This is a genomic window from Lawsonibacter sp. LCP25S3_E2, from assembly GCF_052117285.1.
In the GTDB taxonomy this organism is placed as follows: domain Bacteria; phylum Bacillota; class Clostridia; order Oscillospirales; family Oscillospiraceae; genus Lawsonibacter.
In genome coordinates this window covers 126934-146075 of record NZ_JBQKJL010000007.1, presented here as the reverse complement: position 1 = coordinate 146075, position 19142 = coordinate 126934, and the positions used below count along the sequence as shown (strand labels likewise).

Annotated in this window: 20 protein-coding genes; 1 reads left to right on the top strand and 19 read right to left on the bottom strand. The window is 55.2% G+C overall.

Features of this window, described 5'->3' with window-relative positions; translation table 11 throughout:
- Positions 1–2 precede the first annotated feature (2 nt).
- The 18 genes from ACTQ3R_RS08460 to ACTQ3R_RS08375 all read right to left on the bottom strand — a co-directional run bounded on the left by ACTQ3R_RS08460 (position 3) and on the right by ACTQ3R_RS08375 (position 17506).
- A complete protein-coding gene (locus ACTQ3R_RS08460) occupies positions 3–1310 on the bottom strand; it encodes an NCS2 family permease (RefSeq protein WP_441778699.1) in 1308 nt (435 codons plus the stop codon).
- A gap of 164 nt (positions 1311–1474) precedes the next feature.
- Positions 1475–2785 (bottom strand): NCS2 family permease, encoded by a 1311-nt coding sequence (locus ACTQ3R_RS08455; RefSeq protein WP_441778698.1) that lies wholly within the window; start codon positions 2783–2785, stop codon positions 1475–1477.
- A 112-nt stretch (positions 2786–2897) separates the two neighbouring features.
- Complete coding sequence (locus tag ACTQ3R_RS08450; RefSeq protein ID WP_441778697.1) at positions 2898–3608, bottom strand: response regulator; 711 nt, start codon at positions 3606–3608, stop codon at positions 2898–2900.
- Positions 3593–5191 carry an ATP-binding protein gene (locus tag ACTQ3R_RS08445; protein ID WP_441778696.1) on the bottom strand — a complete coding sequence of 533 codons (1599 nt, stop codon included), beginning with the start codon at positions 5189–5191 and terminating at the stop codon, positions 3593–3595. Before ACTQ3R_RS08445 ends, ACTQ3R_RS08450 begins: the two co-directional genes overlap by 16 nt.
- 350 nt (positions 5192–5541) lie before the next feature.
- A complete protein-coding gene (ispF, locus tag ACTQ3R_RS08440) occupies positions 5542–6021 on the bottom strand; it encodes a 2-C-methyl-D-erythritol 2,4-cyclodiphosphate synthase (RefSeq protein WP_441778695.1) in 480 nt (159 codons plus the stop codon).
- On the bottom strand, positions 6018–6752 hold the full coding sequence (ispD, locus tag ACTQ3R_RS08435; RefSeq protein WP_441778694.1) for a 2-C-methyl-D-erythritol 4-phosphate cytidylyltransferase: 735 nt from the start codon (positions 6750–6752) through the stop codon (positions 6018–6020). Before ispD ends, ispF begins: the two co-directional genes overlap by 4 nt.
- 71 nt (positions 6753–6823) lie before the next feature.
- A complete protein-coding gene (locus ACTQ3R_RS08430) occupies positions 6824–7300 on the bottom strand; it encodes a CarD family transcriptional regulator (protein ID WP_441778693.1) in 477 nt (158 codons plus the stop codon).
- 180 nt (positions 7301–7480) lie between these two features.
- Positions 7481–9436: a bifunctional 4-hydroxy-3-methylbut-2-enyl diphosphate reductase/30S ribosomal protein S1 gene (locus ACTQ3R_RS08425; RefSeq protein ID WP_441778692.1), complete on the bottom strand. Its 1956-nt coding sequence runs from the start codon at positions 9434–9436 to the stop codon at positions 7481–7483.
- Positions 9433–10089: a lysophospholipid acyltransferase family protein gene (locus ACTQ3R_RS08420; RefSeq protein WP_441778691.1), complete on the bottom strand. Its 657-nt coding sequence runs from the start codon at positions 10087–10089 to the stop codon at positions 9433–9435. Before ACTQ3R_RS08420 ends, ACTQ3R_RS08425 begins: the two co-directional genes overlap by 4 nt.
- Complete coding sequence (gene cmk / locus ACTQ3R_RS08415) at positions 10086–10778, bottom strand: (d)CMP kinase (RefSeq protein ID WP_441778690.1); 693 nt, start codon at positions 10776–10778, stop codon at positions 10086–10088. Before cmk ends, ACTQ3R_RS08420 begins: the two co-directional genes overlap by 4 nt.
- A 40-nt stretch (positions 10779–10818) precedes the next feature.
- Entirely contained in the window at positions 10819–12072 is a 1254-nt protein-coding gene (locus ACTQ3R_RS08410) for an NAD(P)/FAD-dependent oxidoreductase (RefSeq protein WP_441778689.1), read from the bottom strand.
- Positions 12069–12932 carry a MurR/RpiR family transcriptional regulator gene (locus tag ACTQ3R_RS08405; RefSeq protein WP_441778688.1) on the bottom strand — a complete coding sequence of 288 codons (864 nt, stop codon included), beginning with the start codon at positions 12930–12932 and terminating at the stop codon, positions 12069–12071. The genes ACTQ3R_RS08410 and ACTQ3R_RS08405 overlap by 4 nt, the downstream gene beginning before the upstream one ends.
- A 165-nt stretch (positions 12933–13097) precedes the next feature.
- Positions 13098–13823, bottom strand: a complete 726-nt coding sequence (locus ACTQ3R_RS08400) for a pseudouridine synthase (RefSeq protein WP_441778687.1) — start codon at positions 13821–13823, stop codon at positions 13098–13100.
- 21 nt (positions 13824–13844) lie between these two features.
- Complete coding sequence (locus tag ACTQ3R_RS08395; protein ID WP_441778686.1) at positions 13845–14951, bottom strand: D-alanyl-D-alanine carboxypeptidase family protein; 1107 nt, start codon at positions 14949–14951, stop codon at positions 13845–13847.
- Positions 14952–15038: 87 nt separating this feature from the next.
- The gene (locus tag ACTQ3R_RS08390; RefSeq protein ID WP_441778685.1) at positions 15039–15446 is read right to left on the bottom strand and encodes a GerW family sporulation protein; all 408 of its coding nucleotides are present in this window, start codon (positions 15444–15446) and stop codon (positions 15039–15041) included.
- Between the two features lie 3 nt (positions 15447–15449).
- On the bottom strand, positions 15450–16076 hold the full coding sequence (locus ACTQ3R_RS08385) for a DUF2953 domain-containing protein (RefSeq protein ID WP_441778684.1): 627 nt from the start codon (positions 16074–16076) through the stop codon (positions 15450–15452).
- On the bottom strand, positions 16073–16693 hold the full coding sequence (gene scpB, locus ACTQ3R_RS08380) for an SMC-Scp complex subunit ScpB (protein ID WP_441778683.1): 621 nt from the start codon (positions 16691–16693) through the stop codon (positions 16073–16075). Before scpB ends, ACTQ3R_RS08385 begins: the two co-directional genes overlap by 4 nt.
- 12 nt (positions 16694–16705) lie before the next feature.
- Positions 16706–17506, bottom strand: a complete 801-nt coding sequence (locus ACTQ3R_RS08375; RefSeq protein ID WP_441778682.1) for a segregation and condensation protein A — start codon at positions 17504–17506, stop codon at positions 16706–16708.
- A 227-nt stretch (positions 17507–17733) separates the two neighbouring features.
- On the opposite strand from ACTQ3R_RS08375, the gene ACTQ3R_RS08370 reads away from it, so the two are divergent.
- Positions 17734–18444: a hypothetical protein gene (locus tag ACTQ3R_RS08370; protein WP_441778681.1), complete on the top strand. Its 711-nt coding sequence runs from the start codon at positions 17734–17736 to the stop codon at positions 18442–18444.
- A 101-nt stretch (positions 18445–18545) separates the two neighbouring features.
- On the opposite strand, the gene yihA is transcribed toward ACTQ3R_RS08370, so the two are convergent.
- Positions 18546–19139: a ribosome biogenesis GTP-binding protein YihA/YsxC gene (yihA, locus tag ACTQ3R_RS08365; RefSeq protein ID WP_441778680.1), complete on the bottom strand. Its 594-nt coding sequence runs from the start codon at positions 19137–19139 to the stop codon at positions 18546–18548.
- Positions 19140–19142 lie beyond the last annotated feature (3 nt).

Below are 19142 nucleotides of genomic sequence, written 5' to 3'. Positions count from 1 at the left end.
TATCAGATGAGCGTGTAGAAATAGAACGCCATGCAAAGACCTACGACATACATGGGGACAGGAATTTCCTTCGCCTTACCAGCAGCGATCTTCAAAATCAGATAAGAGATAATAGACAGAGCCATACCATTGGCAATGTTGTAGGTCAGGATCGTCATAGCAACAGCGATAAAAGCGGGCAGGCACTCGGTCTTGTCGCTGTAATCTACGCTCCGCATAGAGCTGAGCATCTGGAAGCCGATGATGGTAAGGACGGGGCCGGTAGCGACACCGGGCACCATCAGCGCCAAGGGGGTAAACAGCAGCATCAGTGCAAACAGGACGCTCGTAGTGACAGAAGTAAGACCGGTGCGGCCTCCGTCCTCTACGCCGCTGGCAGATTCCAGGTAAGTAGTCATAACGGGCATACAGAACAGGCTGCCGCCCACGGTGGACAGAGAGTCCACTTTGAAGCACTTTTCAATCCCAGGCATATCGCCGTTCTTGTCCAGCCAGCCAGCCTGATTGGCTACACCCAGAATAATGCCCATGGTTCCGAAAAAGTCAGGCACAAAGAAGGTCAGAAGCCAGGGGAAATATTCCGGACGAAGAGCACTCAGTACATCAATGCGGAAGGTCACATCGCTGATACCCGCAGGGGGGTTCAAGAGACTGGTGGGCAGCGTAGTAACGCCAAGAGGAATCCCCACCAGAGTCACAATAATAATGGAAAGGATCATGCTTCCCTTGATCTTCCGGGCCTCAAAAATCAGCACCAGCAAAAAACCGATGCCAAACATCAGGGCCTTGGGCGTGCTCAAATCGCCAAAGATCAGGGTGTTGCTCTGGCTGGAGACAATGATGCCGCCGGATTTCAGACCGATCAGGGCGATATACAGTCCAATGCCGCCGCTCAGTGCGATCTTAATGCTTGCCGGAATCGCGGTAGCGATGATGTTGCGCAGTCCCGCAAACGAGATGATAACAAAAATAACACCTTCAATAAAGATCAATCCGAAGGCCGTCTCCAATGGCATGCCAATGGAATCAATGGAGCTGATAATCGCCACCGAACTCATACCAGGGGCTAAGCAGAAGGGGCGGTTGGTATAAAGCGCCATTGCTACGCTGCAGATTACGATGGCAAAGATCAGCGCTGTCAGCACGGCTCCTCGCACAAGTCCGGCCTGCTCCAGCATATTGGGGATCGTAGCCAGAACGTAGGACATCGTGGCAAACGTGGTAACGCCAGCCAGCAGCTCCGTTCTTAGATTGGTTCCGTTTTCCCTCAGCCGGAACCGTTTTTCTAACGTGGTACTCAAACTGCTCATTTCTCTTCCTCCTTAATATCCAAGTGTCGCTGCCCGGAAAGCTTTTCCGGTGATTTTTATTGCTCGAACAGCAGAAACGGCAATGGATCGTTTCCTCCATCCGATACAAAAAATCCGAATGAAACTTACACGGCAGGCGACCTGGATGATTCACTCCTGCCGAGTTAGAGTAAGGTGGAAAAATAATAGATCAGAAAGATAGACAGGCCGTACATAGCCGCATGGAGTTCTTTCCCTTTTCCGGCCGCCACCTTTAGAAATACATATGCAAGAACAGAGAGAGAAAGGCCATTTGCAATATTATTTGTAAAAATAGTCATAGAAACGGCAATAAAAGCCGGAATGTACTCCGTTACATCATCGTAATTGATGTTTTTCATGGCACTTAGCATCTGCAGTCCAATATAAAACAATACCGGTCCCGTAGCCACAATAGGGATCATCAGCGCAAAGGGAGTAAAAAGGAGCATAAGGCCAAACATCACCGAGGTGACCACTCCTGTCAGCCCCGTTCTTCCCCCATCTTCTACGCCGCTTACCGATTCCAGATAGGTGGTCATAACCGGCATGGCAACCAGGCTGCCTGCCACTGTAGACAGGGAATCCACCTTGAAGCACTTTTCAATCTCCGGCATATTGCCATCCGCATCCAGCCAATTGGCCCGGTTGGCAATGCCCAGAATGATGCCCATCGTTCCAAAAAAATCCGGGACAAAGAACGTAAACAGCCACGGAATATATTCTGGCTTCAATGCGCCAAGAATGTCGATCCGGAACGCTGTCTCCATGGGGGAAGCCGGAAGCTGCACCATCTTTTCCGGCACCACGGCAATCCCCATAGGGATGGCCAGCAACGTCACCACCAAGATCGAGACAATCATGCTGCCGCGAAACTTCCTTGCCTCCAGGAAGAGGAGCACCACAAAGCCAACAACAAACAAAAATACGTTGGGAGATGTCAAATCTCCAAAATTTAAAGAGTCTGAGGCACTCGCTACAATAACGCCGCCGGACTTCAGCCCGATCAGAGCAATGAACAGGCCAATTCCGGCACTGATGGAAATTTTTACACTGGTGGGGATCACCTTGACGACCAGTTCTCGCAGTCCGATAAAGGAGATCAGCACAAAAATGACCCCGCTGAGAAAAACCAGCCCAAAGGCCACCTCCACAGAGATTCCTGCCTCTCCTATGGTCTGTCCAATCACCGCCACCGAGCTCATACCTGGGGCCATTGCAAAGGGTCGGTTGGTATAAAGCGCCATTGCAACACTGCAAATCATGATCATCAGAATCATTGCGCTTAATATCGAATCCTTTGCCAGACCAGCATTGCTGAGAATATTCGGTACCGTGGCCAAGACATAGGACATTGTGGCAAAGGTGGTCACGCCAGCAATAACCTCTGTGCGCACAGTAGTCGCATTTTCAGTTAAATGAAACTGTTTTTCCAGCAGTCGATATAACTGTGACATCGTCTTCCTCCACCCATGCTCCACAGCCAACTTTAGTATATCATCAAAAGAAAGCCAGTAAATATTTTGTAAGTTTTCTGTGAATTATGTAATTAAAATAAGCAGCCTGTCGTTACATGTGGTCCAGCCGCTCGACCATCTCCTGCAGCTGCGATGCCGCCGCAAGTTGATAGAGATTTGCCGGACGCCCTTTATTGCCATACACATAGGTCTGCTGAAGCAGCTTTTGGTCACAAAGGAAATCCAGGTACTTTTTTGCCGATACTCTGGACAGTTGGATCTCCTCCCCCACCTCATGTACCCCAAAAGGAGCCTTGACATTCAGCACCGCGGCACACACCAGTTTCAGTGTCTGCCTGTCGATGCCCTTGGGCAAGCACAGGGGGACATGGGACTCATGTTGCCGCTCAGCCAACAGATCCACTTCCTTTTGACTGAGCGTCTCCTTGTTCAGAATCTGATAACGAATCTGAAACTTTTCCAATCCATCTTGCAGACGGTCGTAGGTAAAAGGCTTCATGATGTAATCCAGGCACCCCAGCCGAAATGCCTCCCGAATTTGAGCTCCGTCCTTGGCTGCAGATACCATGATAACCTCAATCTGCTGTTCCTCCGTCCGGATTTTCCGAAGCAGCTGTAGTCCGCTCCCTCCAGGGAGATAGATGTCCAGTAATATCAGGTGCACCTGATACTGGCTGAGCAATTCCAACGCAGTTTTCATATCCCCAGCAATGCCAACCACATCAAAACCCGCTTGCGCTAGATAAAGGGAATGGATGCTGGCCACCTGCGGATCATCCTCTACGATCAACACTCGGTACATAGTTCTCCTCCTGTCTTCTCCGGGATCGGGATATGAGTGGTAAATTCCGTCCCATCTTTGGGATCACTGACCACCGTAGTATAGCCGTTGTAGCGGTTACACGCTTGGCGCACCAAATAAAGCCCGATTCCATGTCCCTCTTCCTTGGTGGTAACTCCGTAATCAAACAGCTTTTCAATGAGATTTTGCGGAATCGGCGGGCCGGAATTCCACACGGATACCGACAGCTCTGCGCCTGTCTCCATCAGCTCCAGGGTAACCGTGCGCATCCCACTGTTCTGCACCGCATCAAAGGCATTTTCCAACAAATTTCCTACAATTACTACCAGATCCTGAAGGAATTCCTGTGATAGTTTGCTTCGAACTTCGGAATGATCCGTTAAGATAAGATCTACTTTTTGCTCTGCCGCCCGATCAAATTTACTAAGCAGAAAGGCCGCTAAAATAGGATCTTTGATTTTCTTATTGATCTCTACCATTTCACGGTTTTTCAGATGAATCAGGGAATTCACATACTGCCCCAGCTGCTCATAATTCTTTCCCTGCACAAGGCCCGCTACTACCTGAAGTTTGTTATTAAATTCGTGCATCTGTCCGCGCAGGGCCTCAATATAACTTTTCACACCGGTGATGTCTTCCGCAAAGCGAACTACTTCCTGCTTGGGGCGGAACGTAATCAGCAGACTCTCATGTTTCGGTTGTTCTACTTTAATGGGGACAAAGTTCACATAGTACCAGTCTCTGCCGATCAGGCACTCGTGGTCATAGAGGGGATGATCGCAGTGAATCAGATGATCCAGCGAATTGTTCGGAAATATCCGGGAAAAGCTATCCGTCTTGGGATCGAATTGCTCCAGGGACTGCCTGCATAGCTTCATGGCTGTACGGTTGACGTGGATAATCTTTCCCTGGGCGTCCACCGACAAAATGCCGTCTCGTACCGCATCGATCAAAGCATTGCGTTCTACCAGAAGCTGCGCAATTTCCACCGGTTCCAAATTGAACATGGTTCCCTTTATATTGTCCGTCAGGTCCCAAACAAACAGCAATGCAATGAGCATGACCAAAAGCGTCATTGTATTCAGCTCACGCTGGGCCTTCTGCAAACCCGATGGAATTTGCTCATGCTGCAATTTCGCCACAACACGTCCCAAGGTTTCTCCCTGCGGCCCTTCAATGGGTGCAACGGCATAAATCGTGGTTACCCCGTCCTTGTTGTTTTGAATTTTATATTCCATCTCTCCGGGCAGGCTGGATCCATATTGTTCCAGGACAGAGGGCTCGATTTCATGGCCAGGTGAGTTATAACAGACTTCTCCTGACCGGTCCAAAATGGCAATTCCGGTACAATTGGTACATTCCTGCGCCTGAGCTGCCAACTCCGGAAGCGCAGAATAATCCCCCATCTGCATGGAATGGGATAGCGCCACAGAACACTGCCGCGCCACATCCAGTAAGGCCGAACCGCTTGTCTCCATCACCGTCTGACGCAAGCTCATGGACACAGGATATTGATTTAAAATCAAGATTGCTGCAATCACGGAGCAAACCAGCAACGTAATTTTTGTACGCAGCTTCAGCATAATGACCAATCCTTCACCTGTTATTGCAGCCGCCTAGTCCTGAGTCAGCCGTCAGGCCTGCGCTGCTGTTTCGTTCCGATTGTAGCATTAAACCCCAACCCAAACAAGGCAAAATTCCCAATAAACAGCGCTTAACTGACATCACGAGCTTCAAAACTCTTCGGATCTAAAACACGATCCAGGCCGGAGGAGCCCATCCCCCCCGCCGTATGCGTTTGTGAGGCAAACATTTCGGTGCTTGAAATCACCCATTAAAAAACCCGTGCAGTTTTTTACCGCACAGGCTTTTGTTAAATCGCTATTTCGTTTTGCCTGACCGGTATACGGGCAAGCTGTCCCCTGCCATTTTGTCATCGAACAATTAACGCCACAGCGTGGGCGGCCATTCCTTCCCCTGCCCCAGTAAAGCCCAGTTTCTCCTCAGTGGTGGCCTTTACATTGACCTGATCTCTCTCCACTCCCATGGCTGCCGCCAGACAGCGGCCCATTTCAGGGATGTAGGGCGCCAGTTTTGGCCTCTGGGCTAAAATGGTGGCATCCACGTTACCAACCTGCCAGCCCTGTTCCTTCAATAGCGCGGTTACATGTTCCAGCAGCTTTATGCTGTCCGCCCCTTCGTAGGCTGGGTCGGTATCCGGAAAGTGACGGCCAATGTCCCCCAACCCCGCCGCACCCAGCAGGGCATCCATAACGGCATGGGTCAGCACATCCGCGTCCGAATGGCCCAGCAGCCCCAGCTCAAAGGGGATCTCCTGTCCTCCCAAGATCAGCTTTCGGCCAGAGGTAAGCCGGTGGACGTCATAGCCGTGTCCCACTCTAACATTTATCATAACCTTCCCTCCGTTCTGGCGGTTAGAATCGCCTCCCCCAGCACCAGGTCCAGCGGAGTCGTAATCTTAATGTTCTCTCTGCTGCCCTCTGTCAGGGTCACCTTCTTGCCCAGCCGCTCTACCGCTCCGCAGTCGTCGGTGAGCAGTTCTCCATCCTCTAAGGCCTTTTGGGTGGCGGCCCGGATAAGCCCCGCTTCAAATACCTGTGGGGTCTGAACCGCCCGCAGGACAGAGCGATCTACCGTCTCCACCCCCAGGCCATCCTCCCAACGTTTGATGGTATCAATGATCGGGATCGCTGGAGCGGCTGCGCCGGACTGGGCGGCGGCAGCTACCGCTTCTTCAACGACCTGTGGTGTGACCAGAGGACGGGCTCCGTCGTGGATGGCAATAAGTTCTGCCTCCGGGTCTACTTCCTGCAGCCCCGCCTGGACCGAGTGGATCCGCTCCGCACCGCCTACGATGACCTTGCTCACCTTATCCAAAGCAAAATCCTTGCAGAGGCGGCTTACTTCTACCAGCAGATCTTCCCGCGTGACCACCACTACCTCACGGACCACGGGGCAGTCCTGAAAGGCGTATAGTGTATGTACCAGCACAGGCAATTCACCTAAAGGAGTCAGTATCTTATCGATCCCCTCCATCCGCCGGGCGGACCCAGCAGCCACCACTACTACAGAGCATGAGGGAGAAGCGGGCTTTTTCTTCCATTTTGAAAACAGTCCGGCCATGGAAAAACCTCCTGTCCATAAAAGAAGGGGCCGAAGGGCCCCTCGTTCTATCATATTGGGCTTTATGGAAATTATGCCAAAGCGGTATTCAGCGCTTCTTCCGCCGATTCGTAGCTGACACTCTTGGCAAGGACGATTTCTGAAATCAGGATTTGCTTGGCGGAATGGAGCATCTTCCGCTCGCCGGTGGACAGACCTCTGGCATGATCTCGGGCCGTCAGGCCTTTGATCACCCAAGCTACCTCAAAGAGGTCGCCGCTCTTCATACGCTCCATATTTTCTCGGTAACGGTGGTTCCAGTTGGCAGTCATCTCAACCTGGATATTCGGAATTGCGGCCAAAACCCGGTCCGCCTGTGCCCCATCTACAATGGGCCGCACACCAATTTCCTCGCTGCTGTCTGTGGGGATCATCACTACCATAGAGCGGTTGGGCAGCTTCAGGATATAGTAATCCCGCATGACCCCGTCCACTTTCTTTTGCACGATGCTCTCCACCACACCCGCCCCATGCATGGGGTGGACTACCTTATCCCCCACCTGAAACACTCGGAACCTCACTTTCTCAGCCAAACAAATCACATTTTCTACGCTACTGTGATGTATTATAGCAATTTTGTCCCAAAATTGCAAGTAAGAAACAGGAATATAGGAAAATTTTACATTTTATGGGCGTATTTTTACAAAAGAGGCCGGCTGCTTTTGGCAGCCGGCCTCTCAAATGATCGCTTATTCCTCAGCAGCGGGCTCCTCAGCGGCCTCCTCCTCAGCGGGGGCCTCCAGCAGAGCACGGATGGACAGGGAGATCTTCTTGTTCTCCATATCCACGTCGGTGATCTTCACATCCACCTTGTCGCCCTCAGCCACCACGTCGCCGGGCTTCTCCACCCGGTGATCGGCCAGCTGGGAGATGTGGATCAGACCGTCCACACCGGGGACAACCTCGGCAAAGGCACCGAAGGTCATCAGCTTAACGATCCGCACATTGGCGGTGTCGCCCACCTGGTAGGTGCTGGTGAACACAGTCCAGGGATCCTGGCTGTGGTCCTTCATGCCCAGGGAGATCTTCTTCTTCTCCTTGTCGGCAGCGATGACATACACCTCGACGGTGTCGCCCACCTTCACCACCTCAGAGGGGTGCTTGATGCGGGACCAGGACAGCTCAGAGATGTGGACCATGCCGTCCACGCCGCCGATGTCCACGAAGGCACCATAGGAAGTCAGGGACTTCACAGTGCCGGTGTAGCGCTTGCCCTCTTCGATCTCAGCCCAGACCTTCTCGGCGGCAGCGGCACGCTCAGCGCGCAGCACGCGGCTGATGGAGCCCACCACACGGCGGCGGGCACGGTTGACCTCAGTGATGACCAGACGGACGCGCTGCTTGAGCAGGTCAGTCATGGGAGCCTCACGGGGCAGACCAGTCTGGGAAGCGGGCACGAACACCCGAACGCCCTTGACGGAAACAACCACGCCGCCCTTGTTGTCCTCGGTGACGACGCCTTCCACCACAGACTCGTTCTCGCGGGCGGCCTCGATCTCCTCCCAGCCCTTGTTGATGTCCAGGCGGCGCTTGGACAGCTTCACCAGGCAGTCGCGGTCGCTGACCTGCATCACGATGGACTCGATCTCGTCGCCCACCTTCACCAGGTCCTCCACCTTGGCATTGGGGTCATCGGTCAGCTCGGACAGGGCAATGTAGCCGGGGTACTTGATGCCCAGCTCTACCTGAACTTCGGTGGGTGTGATAGCCACAACGGTACCGGTAACCTTATCTCCATTATTTAAAGTTTTGATCGACTCCTCCAGCAGCTCCGCGAAGGATTTTTCGATCTCCATGATTTCATCGCTCATTTTGTCATAGACCTCCTTTATTATCCACGCGGGCGTAGATGCACCCGCCGTGATTCCGACCATATCCGCCTGGGGCAGATGACCCAGATCCAAATCCTCAGCCCGTTCAATGAGCAGGACCTGGGGACAGAATTCCCTGCAGATCTCTCCCAGACGCTTGGTGTTGGAGCTCTGCCGGTCGCCAATCACCACCATCAGGCCGCAAATTTGGGCCAGCTGGCGTGCCTCCTCCTGGCGTTTTGATGTCGCTCCACATATTGTATCAAAAAATTCTGCGTTTGTACACTCTTTTTTTGCTTTTTTCACGCACCCCTCCCAAATTTTCTTGGTTGAGGTGGTCTGAGACACAAACGTCAGCGGCAAATCCCGCCGTTTGGGGTCCTGCGCCAGCCAATTTTCCAGCTCTTCCTCCCCGGAGACTACCACCGGATTCTGGCACCAGCCTGCAATGGCCAATACCTCCGGATGGTCCGGTGTTCCCACAATGACGGGCTGGCGTCCCCGCTGCTCCGCCTGCTGTACAATCTGGTGAATGCGGGTCACATTGGGACAGGTGGCGTCCAGGATCTCAATTCCCCGCTCTTCCAATCCCTGGTGGACTGCCCGGCTTTCCCCGTGGGAACGGATGATGACCGCACTGCCTGCGGGAACATCCTCCGGCTTCTTCACCGCATAGAGCCCTTGGGCCGCCAAGTGTTCCACCACATCCCGGTTATGGATGATAGAACCCAGCATGACACAGGGCTTTTGGGACGCAGCGGTCTGTTCGGCCAGCTCCACAGCACGGCGTACACCGTAGCAGAAACCGGCGGATTGTGCAAGCATTACCTTCATGTAACGTTCTCCCCCAGGGCATGGACCCGATCCAGCAGGTCATGGGCAATGACCTGCAATTCCTCAGCGGTGGGCTTTCTTCCCGCAAATGTGGGATGGTAGGGCTTGCCGATCACCACGGTGTTAGAACGAAACAGCCGCTTGTTCGGCTGGATATAGACCGGCAGCAGAGGCACGCCCGTCCGGGCCGCAAAGAGAGCAGCTCCGGTTTTGGCCTCTACATGCTCCCCCTCATGTACCCGCGTCCCCTCTGGGAACATGAGCAGCTTATCGCCATCCTTCAGGAATTTCAGGGCTGTTTTTACCGCCTTCATATCGGCCGCCCCCCGGTCCACGCCGAACACCCCGGCCTTGGACAGCAACCAGCCAATGAGCGGCACACGCATGATCTGAATCTTTGCCATGGCCCGCATGGGGTATTTATATCCAAAGGCAAACACCACATAAAAGGGATCTCCGGCCGTGGTATGGTTGGGACAGATCACCGCGGGACCATCGGGGATGTTCTCCCGCCCAATGGCCTTGACCGGACGGAACAGATTGAAAAAAGGCCAGATCACCGCATATAGAACATGGAACATGGCGTCCATTCGTCTGCGCAGATCGCCCTCCTCCCGCTGAGGCAGATTGGTTTCCTTTATTTCTTCGCTCACAGATCAATCTTCTCCTTTACCATACGGAGCAGCTCTTGCAGGCTCTGTTCCAAATTCAGTTGGGTCGTGTCCAGAAGCTCCGCGTCCTCCGCCCGGCGCAGGGGAGCAATTGCCCGGTGTTCATCCTGGTCGTCCCGCTGGACGATGTCCCGGAGCACCGTCTCAAGGTCAGCCTGCTGCCCCCGCTGCTGAAGCTCCAGCAGCCGGCGTCTGGCTCTGGCCTCAGGGGCGGCAGTGAGGAAAATCTTCACATCCGCCTGCGGCAGCACCACAGTGCCAATGTCGCGGCCGTCCATGACCACACTGTGCTCTCTGGCCTGCCGGCGCTGAAAGTCCAGCAGAAAGTCCCGCACAGCCGGAATGGCCGAAACCTTGGAAGCAAGGCCGGAAACCTGGTGCTCCCGGATGGCCTTTGACACATCTTCTCCCGCTAAAAACATCCGCTGCTCCCCATCAGGGCCATAGTCCATGCGGATGTTCAGACTTTCCAAAAGGGAAGATACCGTTTCGCTGTCCTCCGCAGCTATCCCAGCCCGAAGCACGGCCAGTGCCACCGTGCGGTAGATGGCCCCGGTGTCTACATATAAAAATCCCAATTCCTTCGCCAGCTGCCGGGCTAAGGTGCTCTTCCCTGCCCCGGCTGGGCCGTCAATGGCAATGCTTTTCAACTCTACGATCCCTCTCTCCATGAAATGCTTCCTGCACCTGTGATCAGCGGCACAGCTCCCTTCACGCTTCTCTCAGGAAACTGCAGGCATACTCTCCCGCCGCCCGACCGGTGCACCAGGCAATTTGAAGGTTAAATCCGCCGGTATAGGCATCTACATCCAGCAGTTCACCTGCAAAGTATAACCCCCTTACCTTCTTTGAAGCCATAGTCTTTGGGTCCACTTCCCCAACCTTCACGCCACCAGAAGTTACAATCGCCTCAGCAATGGGCCGGGGCATGGAGACGGGCACAGGGAAAGCCTTCAGCAGCTCCAACAGCCGGCGGCGCTCCTCCCGTGTTATGTCGTGGGCCTTCTTCTCTCCGGGGATACCGGAAAGGCGAAGGACAACCGGAATCATCAGCCTTGGCAGCAGAGCCCCCATCAAATTGTTCATATCCCGGTTGGCTCCCTGGCTCAGCTCCCGCACCAGGCGGGCATCCAGAGCCTGCTCATCCAGAGCAGGCTTCAGATCAAGGATGCAGGTATACTGTTCCCGGTCAAAATTGCGCATATGGGCACTGGCGGAAAGGACCAGAGGGCCCGAGAGGCCAAAGTGGGTAAAGAGCATCTCCCCCTGCTCCCGGTATAGGGTCTTCCCCTTCTGGTTTTTTACCGTCAGCATCACATTTTTCAGGGCCAGCCCCTGCATTTCTCCGCAAAAGGCCTCCGGCGACTCCAGCGGCACCAGAGACGGCTTCGGCTCCACCACCGTATGGCCAGCCCGAGCGGCCATCTGGTGGCCGTCGCCAGTGGAACCGGTAGCGGGATAGGAGAGCCCGCCGGTAGCCAAAATAACTGCGCCAGCCTCCAGCTGCCCCTGCTCGGTCTCAAGTCCCACGACCCGATCTTCCTGAATCTCCAGTCCGGTAACACGGGTCTGGAGAACCGGGACTTTCAGCCGTTTCAGTTCATAAAAAAGGGCATCGATGATGTCGGCGGCTTTGTCCGACTGGGGAAACACCCGGTTTCCCCGCTCTACCTTCAGCGGCACACCCAGTTCTTCGAAAAAACGCTCCACCTCCGCCGGGGGAGTGTGGTTCACCGCGCTGTAGAGAAACTTTCCATTTCTCGGCGTGGCGGAGAGTACCTCTTCCGGGGAACAGTGGTTGGTCACATTGCACCGGCCTTTGCCGGTAATATACAGCTTGCGCCCCAACTTCGGGTTACGCTCTGCCAGTGTCACCGGACAGCCCAACCGGGCAGCGGTGATCGCGGCCATCATCCCGGCGGCACCGCCGCCTACTACAAACAGCCTTTTATCCCCTCCGGTCACTGCTCCACCTTCTCATAAACTCCATATTCATCCCAGATCTCCTCCAGCGTGCGGAAGGTATGGGCCAGGTCGTCATTCTTTCTCTGGCTCACCGCCACGAGCAGGGCGTTCACCAGGCTGAGGGGGGCCACCAAGGAATCTACAAAGGAGGCCATGTCACTACGGGCCTTTAAGGTATAGTGGGAAATGGGGGCCAGGGGAGACGCCTCACTGTCGGTGATGGCAACGGTCGTGGCACCCCGGTCACGGGCAAAGTTCATAGCCTGGACCGTGCGGCTGGAATAGCGGGGAAAGCTGACTCCCACTACCACATCGCCCTCCCCTACCCGCAGCAGGCTCTCAAACACCTCGCTGGCAGTGTTGGCAGAAACCAGACATACACTATCAAAAATCAAGTTGAAGTAGAAGTGCAGGAAAGCAGCGATCGCGGCGGAAGAACGCACGCCGATGATATAAATCTTCTTGGCCGAGACAATGGCATCCACCGCCTTCTCAAAGCTGTCCCGGTCCAACTCCTCCAGGGTCATACGAATCTTCTCAATATCAGACTGGAGCACCATAGACAGCAGATCCTGATCCCCAAGCCGATCGTTGGTTACCTCGATTCGCTGTACGGAGGTCAGGCGGTTCCGGATCATTTTTTGCAGGGACTTCTGCATATCCGGATAGCCATCGTAACCCAGCTCCGCCGCAAAACGCACCACGGTGGACTCGCTGACCCCAACCTTCTTACCCAGACGGCTGGCCGTCATAAAAGCAGCCTTATCATAAGATTCCAGAATAAAGTTGGCAATCTTCTTCTGTCCTTTGGAAAATGTATGTATATTTTCCTGGATAACGGCCAGAATATCACGATTCATACCAATTCACTTCCTATGTATCTCATCCTGTCGCTCGGTCAGCGCTCGGGTTTTCTTCTTATAAAATGCAAGACGCGCTTTGACCGTCTCTGTAATCATACTCGGTTCCCATAAAAAATGCAAGAGATTTTTGCAGGAATTTCATTTTTCCTGCAAAAATCCCTCTCATTCCTTTTCTTCCTGCTCCGGAGTCAGCGACAGGACTTCCTGTGGGGTCAGATTCCGCCACTGGCCAGGTTTCAAGTTACGGTCCAGCAGGAGGGCACCCTCCCGAATCCGCTTCAGGCGCAGCACACTCAGTCCTGCCTTGGCACACATCCGGCGCACTTGGCGGTTTTTCCCCTGGTGGATGGTGATGGACAGCTGGTGTACTCCACCGCTGTCTCTTCCCCGGCGCACCTTGGCCGGGGCCAGCCGCTCTCCATCCAGTTCCATGGGCGAGGACAGGACCGGCAGTGCCTTTTCTACATTGCCCGTCACCCAGACCAGGTACTCCTTTTCTATCTCATGGCTCGGGTGAAGAAGCCGCTGGGTCAGCGCCCCGTCATCGGTGAGGATCAGCAGCCCCTCGGAATCCAGATCCAACCGCCCTACCGGCCATACCCGCCTGCCGCAGCCGGAGACCAGCTGGGCTACGTTTTTCCGCCCCTTTTCATCCGAGAGGGTGGTCACATAGCCCCGTGGCTTGTGGAGCATCAGATAGACCTGCCCCTGTGCCGGGCGCAAAGGCCGGCCGTCTACCATGATCTTGTCCCGGTCCAGATCCGCCCGGTCCCCAAGATGAGCTTTTTCTCCGTTGACCGTCACCCGGCCGGCGGTGATCCACTCCTCCGCCTTGCGGCGGGAAGCCAGGCCACAGGCAGAGATCAGTTTTTGCAGCCGCTCCTCCACCAAACCATCCTTTCTCTTTCTCTAAAGCGCGGCAAACCGCGCCAGGATTTTCTCGATGATCGTTCCGTGCTCGTCCAGATCACAGGGGATGGACTGGGCCGTCACCACAGGCACCCGCTTCAGCTCCCGGCCTTGCAGGGAAGCGATCAGCTCACCCACTGGCTCTCCCTGTGCCACAGGGGCAGCCAGGGCAGCGCTGTCCAGAACAAGCTCTGTCTTCAGCCGCTCCCCTTCCCCCACGGCAACGCGCAGATCCTCTCCCACCGTCAGTTGGCACATAGGCACCAAGCTTCCCTCCACGGGCAGCCAGCCCACCGGTTCTCCTGTACGAGCAACGGTCTGTGCGTGATAAGCTGAAAAGCCCCAGTCAAAGAGGGCTGTGTGGTCTGCCCAATCGTTTGGGTCGGACAGTGTAACGCAGATAAGGGTCATACCATCCCGCTCCGCCGCCGACACCAGGGTACGCCCCGCCTTTTCCGTATAGCCGGTCTTTAAGCCAATACACCCCTCATACTGCCACAGGAGCTTATTGTGGTTGGTAAAGCTCCGTCCCCCCATAGAGACAGATTTGGTGGAGACCATCTCCCGCAGCGTCTCATTTTCCAGGCAGGCACAGGCCAGCAGCGCCATGTCATAGGCAGAGGAATAGTGCGCCTCATCGTTGAGGCCGTTAGGATTAACAAAATGGCTGTCGGTCATCCCCAGCTCACGGGCCTTTTCATTCATCCGCGCCGCAAAGGCCTCCACGGAGCCGGCACAGACCTCCGCCACAGCCAAAGCAGCGTCGTTGCCCGAGCGCAGAAGCATGCCGTACAGCAAGGTCTCCAGGGTGAGCTTCTCCCCCTCCCGCAGGTAGATGGAAGATCCTTCCACACCCACCCACTGGGGAACTACGGTTATTTCCTGGGAAAGCTCCACTCCCGACTCCAGCGCCACCAGCGCGGTCATCAGTTTGGTGGTGCTGGCAATGAGCCGTCGGTCATGGGCGTTGTGCTCATAGAGAACCCGGCCGCTGTGGGCGTCCATCAAAATGGCAGACTTGGCACTGGTGCCCACCGCACCGGCCCCAGGCACACTTCCCAAAAGACAGATTACAGCCAACGCCGCCGCAGTCAGACGCAGCTTCATAAGCTCACCTCTTTCTTCATAGGTAAGCCTTAGTATGCTGCGCCTGAGCCCAATTATAGAGGGGAATTTTTACTGGCAGCGGAGGCTTTATTCCTCAAATTCCTTTTTTTCCTTTTGATTCTGGATAAAATCTGTCACCTTGTCCACCACGTCAGGCACCATTTCGATGACACGATCCATGGTGGTCACCGGAGCGCCGCCCACAGGGAGCAGCTTCACATTCCCGTCCCGAATCACAAGGAACGCAACCGGCTCCAGCTTGGCGCTGGCCGCGCTGCCGCCGCCAAAGTTTTTATCGGGGCCGGCCTGCTTCGTGGAAAACTCGGTGCCGCCGCCGCCCACGCCGATGGACATCCGGGACACGGGAATGAGGGTTACCCCCTCCGCCTGGATGGGCGTTCCTACAATCACGTCAGCGTCAGCCATGGCGCGCACTTGCTCCATGGTGTCCTGCATCAGCCGGCCGATGGGATTCTTCTTCTCCTGATTTTCCATAAATCAGACCGCCTTTCTTTCCTTGTCTTTGGTGCTCCGCCGCCCCTTGACGGCAGATAGTCTTGATAAAGCCTTCCGTCCAAAGTAAAGTCCCAGCCAAAGGGCCTGGCCAATTTTCAGGGACATGGACCCCGAAGCATATAGAGTAGTCTGCTGCGCTTCAAAATCCAGCTCCACCCGTGCCCTGCCGTCCTTTACATGGAAGCTCTGGGTGAGCGGCTGCCACAACGCCCCCAGAGCTGCGTTGGCATAGCCGTAAACCATGGCTGCATCCGCTGGGTCCTGGGCTCCTGCCCGCAGTACCAGCTCCAACTGATCTACCCGCAGCTTTTTCCGAAACTGCCCCGCTGCCTCCAAAGCCACGGGGAGCAGTTCACGGGCATAGTCCAGTGCTCCGCCCGAAGGAGCGGCAGAGGGCTTGTCCGGGAGTTTTTCCGGCTTTTTCTGCTGTTTTTCCCGAGAACGCTTTGGTTTTGCCGCCTTCCGGGGCCAGAGCTTCAGCTGCACCGGGCCCAGGCGGGCCCAGGCGGCCAATCCCGCGGCGGTATATTCCCCCCGCACGCCCACTCTCACTTGCCCAATCAGGAACAAAACAGTCAGAACGGCGGCCAGGATCACAAAGCCCGTCACGGCTTTTCGACCGGGTCCTCCGGTCCCTCCTCAGCCTCCCGCTCCGCCTGGCGCAGGCGGGCCAGGCTGTTCTCCAGCTCCAGGGTCATTTGACTCCCCTCCTGGGAGGAATTGGGCAACTCCGGCAGCTCCTCCAGACTGGACAGGCCAAAGGAGCGCAGGAAATTTTTCGTGGTGCGAAACTGCACGGGCCGTCCCGGAACCGCCAGGCGGCCAGCCTCTTCAATCAGCTCCCGCTCCAGCAGCAGCCCCACCGTATAGGAGCTGTCCACTCCCCGCACCTGATCCACATAGGCCCGTGTCACCGGCTGGTAATAGGCAATGATGGCCAGTACCTCCAGGGCGGGCTGAGACAGACGGGCGGGCTTGCGGCTCTCCAGGGTCTTTCGGATATAGGGGGCATACTCCGGGGCCGAGCATAGCTGATAGCTGGTATCCAGCTTTAAAAGACGGATGCCCCGGCGGTCATAGCTATATTTGTCCATAAGCCGCTGGGCCACCGCATCCAGGGTGGGCCGGTCCACCTCCAGCCCCAGGCACAGCCGTTCCACCGCCACCGGTTCGCCGGCGGCAAACAGCACCCCCTCCAGGGCGGATTCCAACTCTTTCAGTTCCAATGGGCTGCCTCCTTACTCGCTGTCGGCGGTAAACTTGACTTCTTCTGTTCCCTCATCCTGGGTACAGGTGACGGTACAGTCCTCCTCGGTTCCAGCCAGGCGCAGGCGGTGGGCCTTACACAGCTCCAGCACTGCCAGGAAGGTGGCCACTACCTCAGAACGGCTGCGGTTGCCCTTGAACAGGGCCCGGAACCGGGTGACACCAAACCGCAAAAGCCGCTGGAGGATCTCCCCTGCCTTGTCAGCCACCGGATAGGGCTCCCGGCCCACGATCCCCTGAAACGCCGCCACCGGAGGCGGAAGCTTATGGTCTGTGCGGCTGAGGACCGCCGTCATGGCCCGCAGAAGATCCTCCTTGTCATGGACGTAGCGGTAGGTCTTGTCCGGCTGGATGGCCTCAGGTACTTTGGTCAGGTAATCCCGGCCAATTTGGAAGCGGCCGTCCATGGCAGGGACCACCGCTTTGATCTTCAGATAATTTTCGTTGCGCTGATGGGCTTCCAGCGTGGCAATGAGCTGTTCCATCTCGCTCATAGCCTCCTCATCATGGATGGAGAGGAGCATTCTGGTCTTAATATAAATAAGATGGGAGGCCATGGTGACAAATTCGCTGGCAACCTCCAAATCCAGCTCCTTGCGCTTGTTCATCCAGTCCAGATACTGGTCCAGGAGCAGGGAGATCTGGATGTCTTTGATCTCCATTTTATTTTTGCTCAGAAGGTGCAAAATCAAATCCAGAGGTCCTACAAAATCTTCCAGATTTTCTTCTTTGGCCTTTACCACCCCTTCCAGGTGGTAAATGGGCGTTTCCACAAAGCAGGCCTCCTTCCAGGCAAAATCAGTTCAGAATATTATACCAGTTTGTTTGTAAAAACACAAGGAAAAGAAACGACTGCCTCCACTTCAGCCCCATGTACTTACGGCCTAACGTTGTGATCGTTCTGTTACCTATTGTAACCGTTTTTTCCTTGAACGCATCCGTTCCCTCTGATATGATCGTTGTAGAATCAACTAAATCTGTTTGGCAGGAGGTTCATGCCATGAAAGCACTGCGCTATGTGACCGCACTCGCGTTCGCTGCCGTTCTTCTCACAGGCTGCGCCCAGAATGCGTCCTCTTCTTCCGCCTCTCCCAGCTCTTCCGCCGCCTCCAGTTCCGCTCCCGGCACCACCGGGCAGTCCTCCGCCTCTTCCCTGGACGAGGAAATCCTTGTCTCCCGTTATACTGACGTCTCCGCCCTTCCTGCATTGGATCTGAATTTGGAGCCATCCCTTTCATTTGAGGACCGCACCCTGGTCATGGAAGACAGCATTGAAAACGAGCTGGAATACCTGGTCTATCAGAACTACCAGTCTGAAATCTCCGGTGACTTTTCTCAGCAAGAGAAGCTGCTGGGCAACAACGACGTTCTTAATACCACTGTGCGCAACGGGCAAAAGAATTTTGAAAACGGCGAATATATGACCAGTATCACCATACACGCCTTGAATACCCTTACCCCTGAGGATCTGGATCACACGGCGGCTTATGTCAAAGAGGATTTACTGGAACATATCGACCAGTATGCGCTGACCGAATACGCCATTGTTCAGGCCGATCTGGACTGGACCTATTCCCAGGCTTTGCTGGACGCAGGCCCTCAGCTGGGCGAAGGCCGGTATCTGCGCTATTTCCTGCTGGGCAAAACGGAGGAGACGCCCGAATTTCGCTGGTATGAATTATATTGGGATGATTTCCTGGAGTCTGCGTGACCCCTTTTCCTCCATTCTTTTCGGCTGTTCCCAGCCGCAGTTCTATGCTCGGTCATATCAATCAAAACCCCGGCTCCGTCAAATACAGAGCCGGGGGTTTTTTATGCCTGTATGCCGGACAGGATCGCCCGGAGCAGTTCGTCCCGTCCGGTCCCCTTCTCCGCAGAAAAGGGAATCAGTACGGCGCTTTCCTCCAGTTCCAGGGACTCGCGAATGCGCTGGAGATTGGGCTCGACCTCGCTTTTCTTCAGCTTGTCCAGCTTGTTGGCCACCACAATGAGAGGGCAGCCTGTGTCCCGAAACCACTGGGCCATGGTGCAGTCGTCGGCGGTGGGCTTGTGCCGGGAATCCACGATCATGACCCCCAGGGTCAGCAGATCGGGCCGGGCAAAGTAGTCCTCCATCAGCTTTCCCCACCGGTCCCGCTCTGCCTTGGATACTTTAGCATAGCCGTAGCCGGGCAGGTCCACCAGATAGAAAGCACCGTCAATTTTGAAATAATTAATATGGATGGTTTTTCCTGGGGCAGCCCCCACCCGTGCAAAGTTCTTCCGGTTTAGCAGCCGGTTAATCACAGAAGATTTGCCCACGTTTGACCGGCCCGCAAAGGCCACCTGGGGCAGTCCATCCTCCAGAAAATTTTTTGGAGACACGGCGGAGAGGACAAATTCCGCCTTCTGTACGTTCACAGCCATCGT

Bases quoted from the DNA above. Each gene is read 5' to 3' on its own strand.
- ACTQ3R_RS08460 (WP_441778699.1), bottom strand. From the start codon at position 1,310: ATGAGCAGTTTGAGTACCACGTTAGAAAAACGGTTCCGGCTGAGGGAA.
- ACTQ3R_RS08455 (WP_441778698.1), bottom strand. From the start codon at position 2,785: ATGTCACAGTTATATCGACTGCTGGAAAAACAGTTTCATTTAACTGAA.
- ACTQ3R_RS08450 (WP_441778697.1), bottom strand. From the start codon at position 3,608: ATGTACCGAGTGTTGATCGTAGAGGATGATCCGCAGGTGGCCAGCATC.
- ACTQ3R_RS08445 (WP_441778696.1), bottom strand. From the start codon at position 5,191: ATGCTGAAGCTGCGTACAAAAATTACGTTGCTGGTTTGCTCCGTGATT.
- ispF (WP_441778695.1), bottom strand. From the start codon at position 6,021: ATGATAAATGTTAGAGTGGGACACGGCTATGACGTCCACCGGCTTACC.
- ispD (WP_441778694.1), bottom strand. From the start codon at position 6,752: ATGGCCGGACTGTTTTCAAAATGGAAGAAAAAGCCCGCTTCTCCCTCA.
- ACTQ3R_RS08425 (WP_441778692.1), bottom strand. From the start codon at position 9,436: ATGAAGGTAATGCTTGCACAATCCGCCGGTTTCTGCTACGGTGTACGC.
- cmk (WP_441778690.1), bottom strand. From the start codon at position 10,778: ATGGAGAGAGGGATCGTAGAGTTGAAAAGCATTGCCATTGACGGCCCA.
- ACTQ3R_RS08405 (WP_441778688.1), bottom strand. From the start codon at position 12,932: ATGAATCGTGATATTCTGGCCGTTATCCAGGAAAATATACATACATTT.
- ACTQ3R_RS08395 (WP_441778686.1), bottom strand. From the start codon at position 14,951: ATGAAGCTGCGTCTGACTGCGGCGGCGTTGGCTGTAATCTGTCTTTTG.
- ACTQ3R_RS08390 (WP_441778685.1), bottom strand. From the start codon at position 15,446: ATGGAAAATCAGGAGAAGAAGAATCCCATCGGCCGGCTGATGCAGGAC.
- ACTQ3R_RS08370 (WP_441778681.1), top strand. From the start codon at position 17,734: ATGAAAGCACTGCGCTATGTGACCGCACTCGCGTTCGCTGCCGTTCTT.
- yihA (WP_441778680.1), bottom strand. From the start codon at position 19,139: ATGGCTGTGAACGTACAGAAGGCGGAATTTGTCCTCTCCGCCGTGTCT.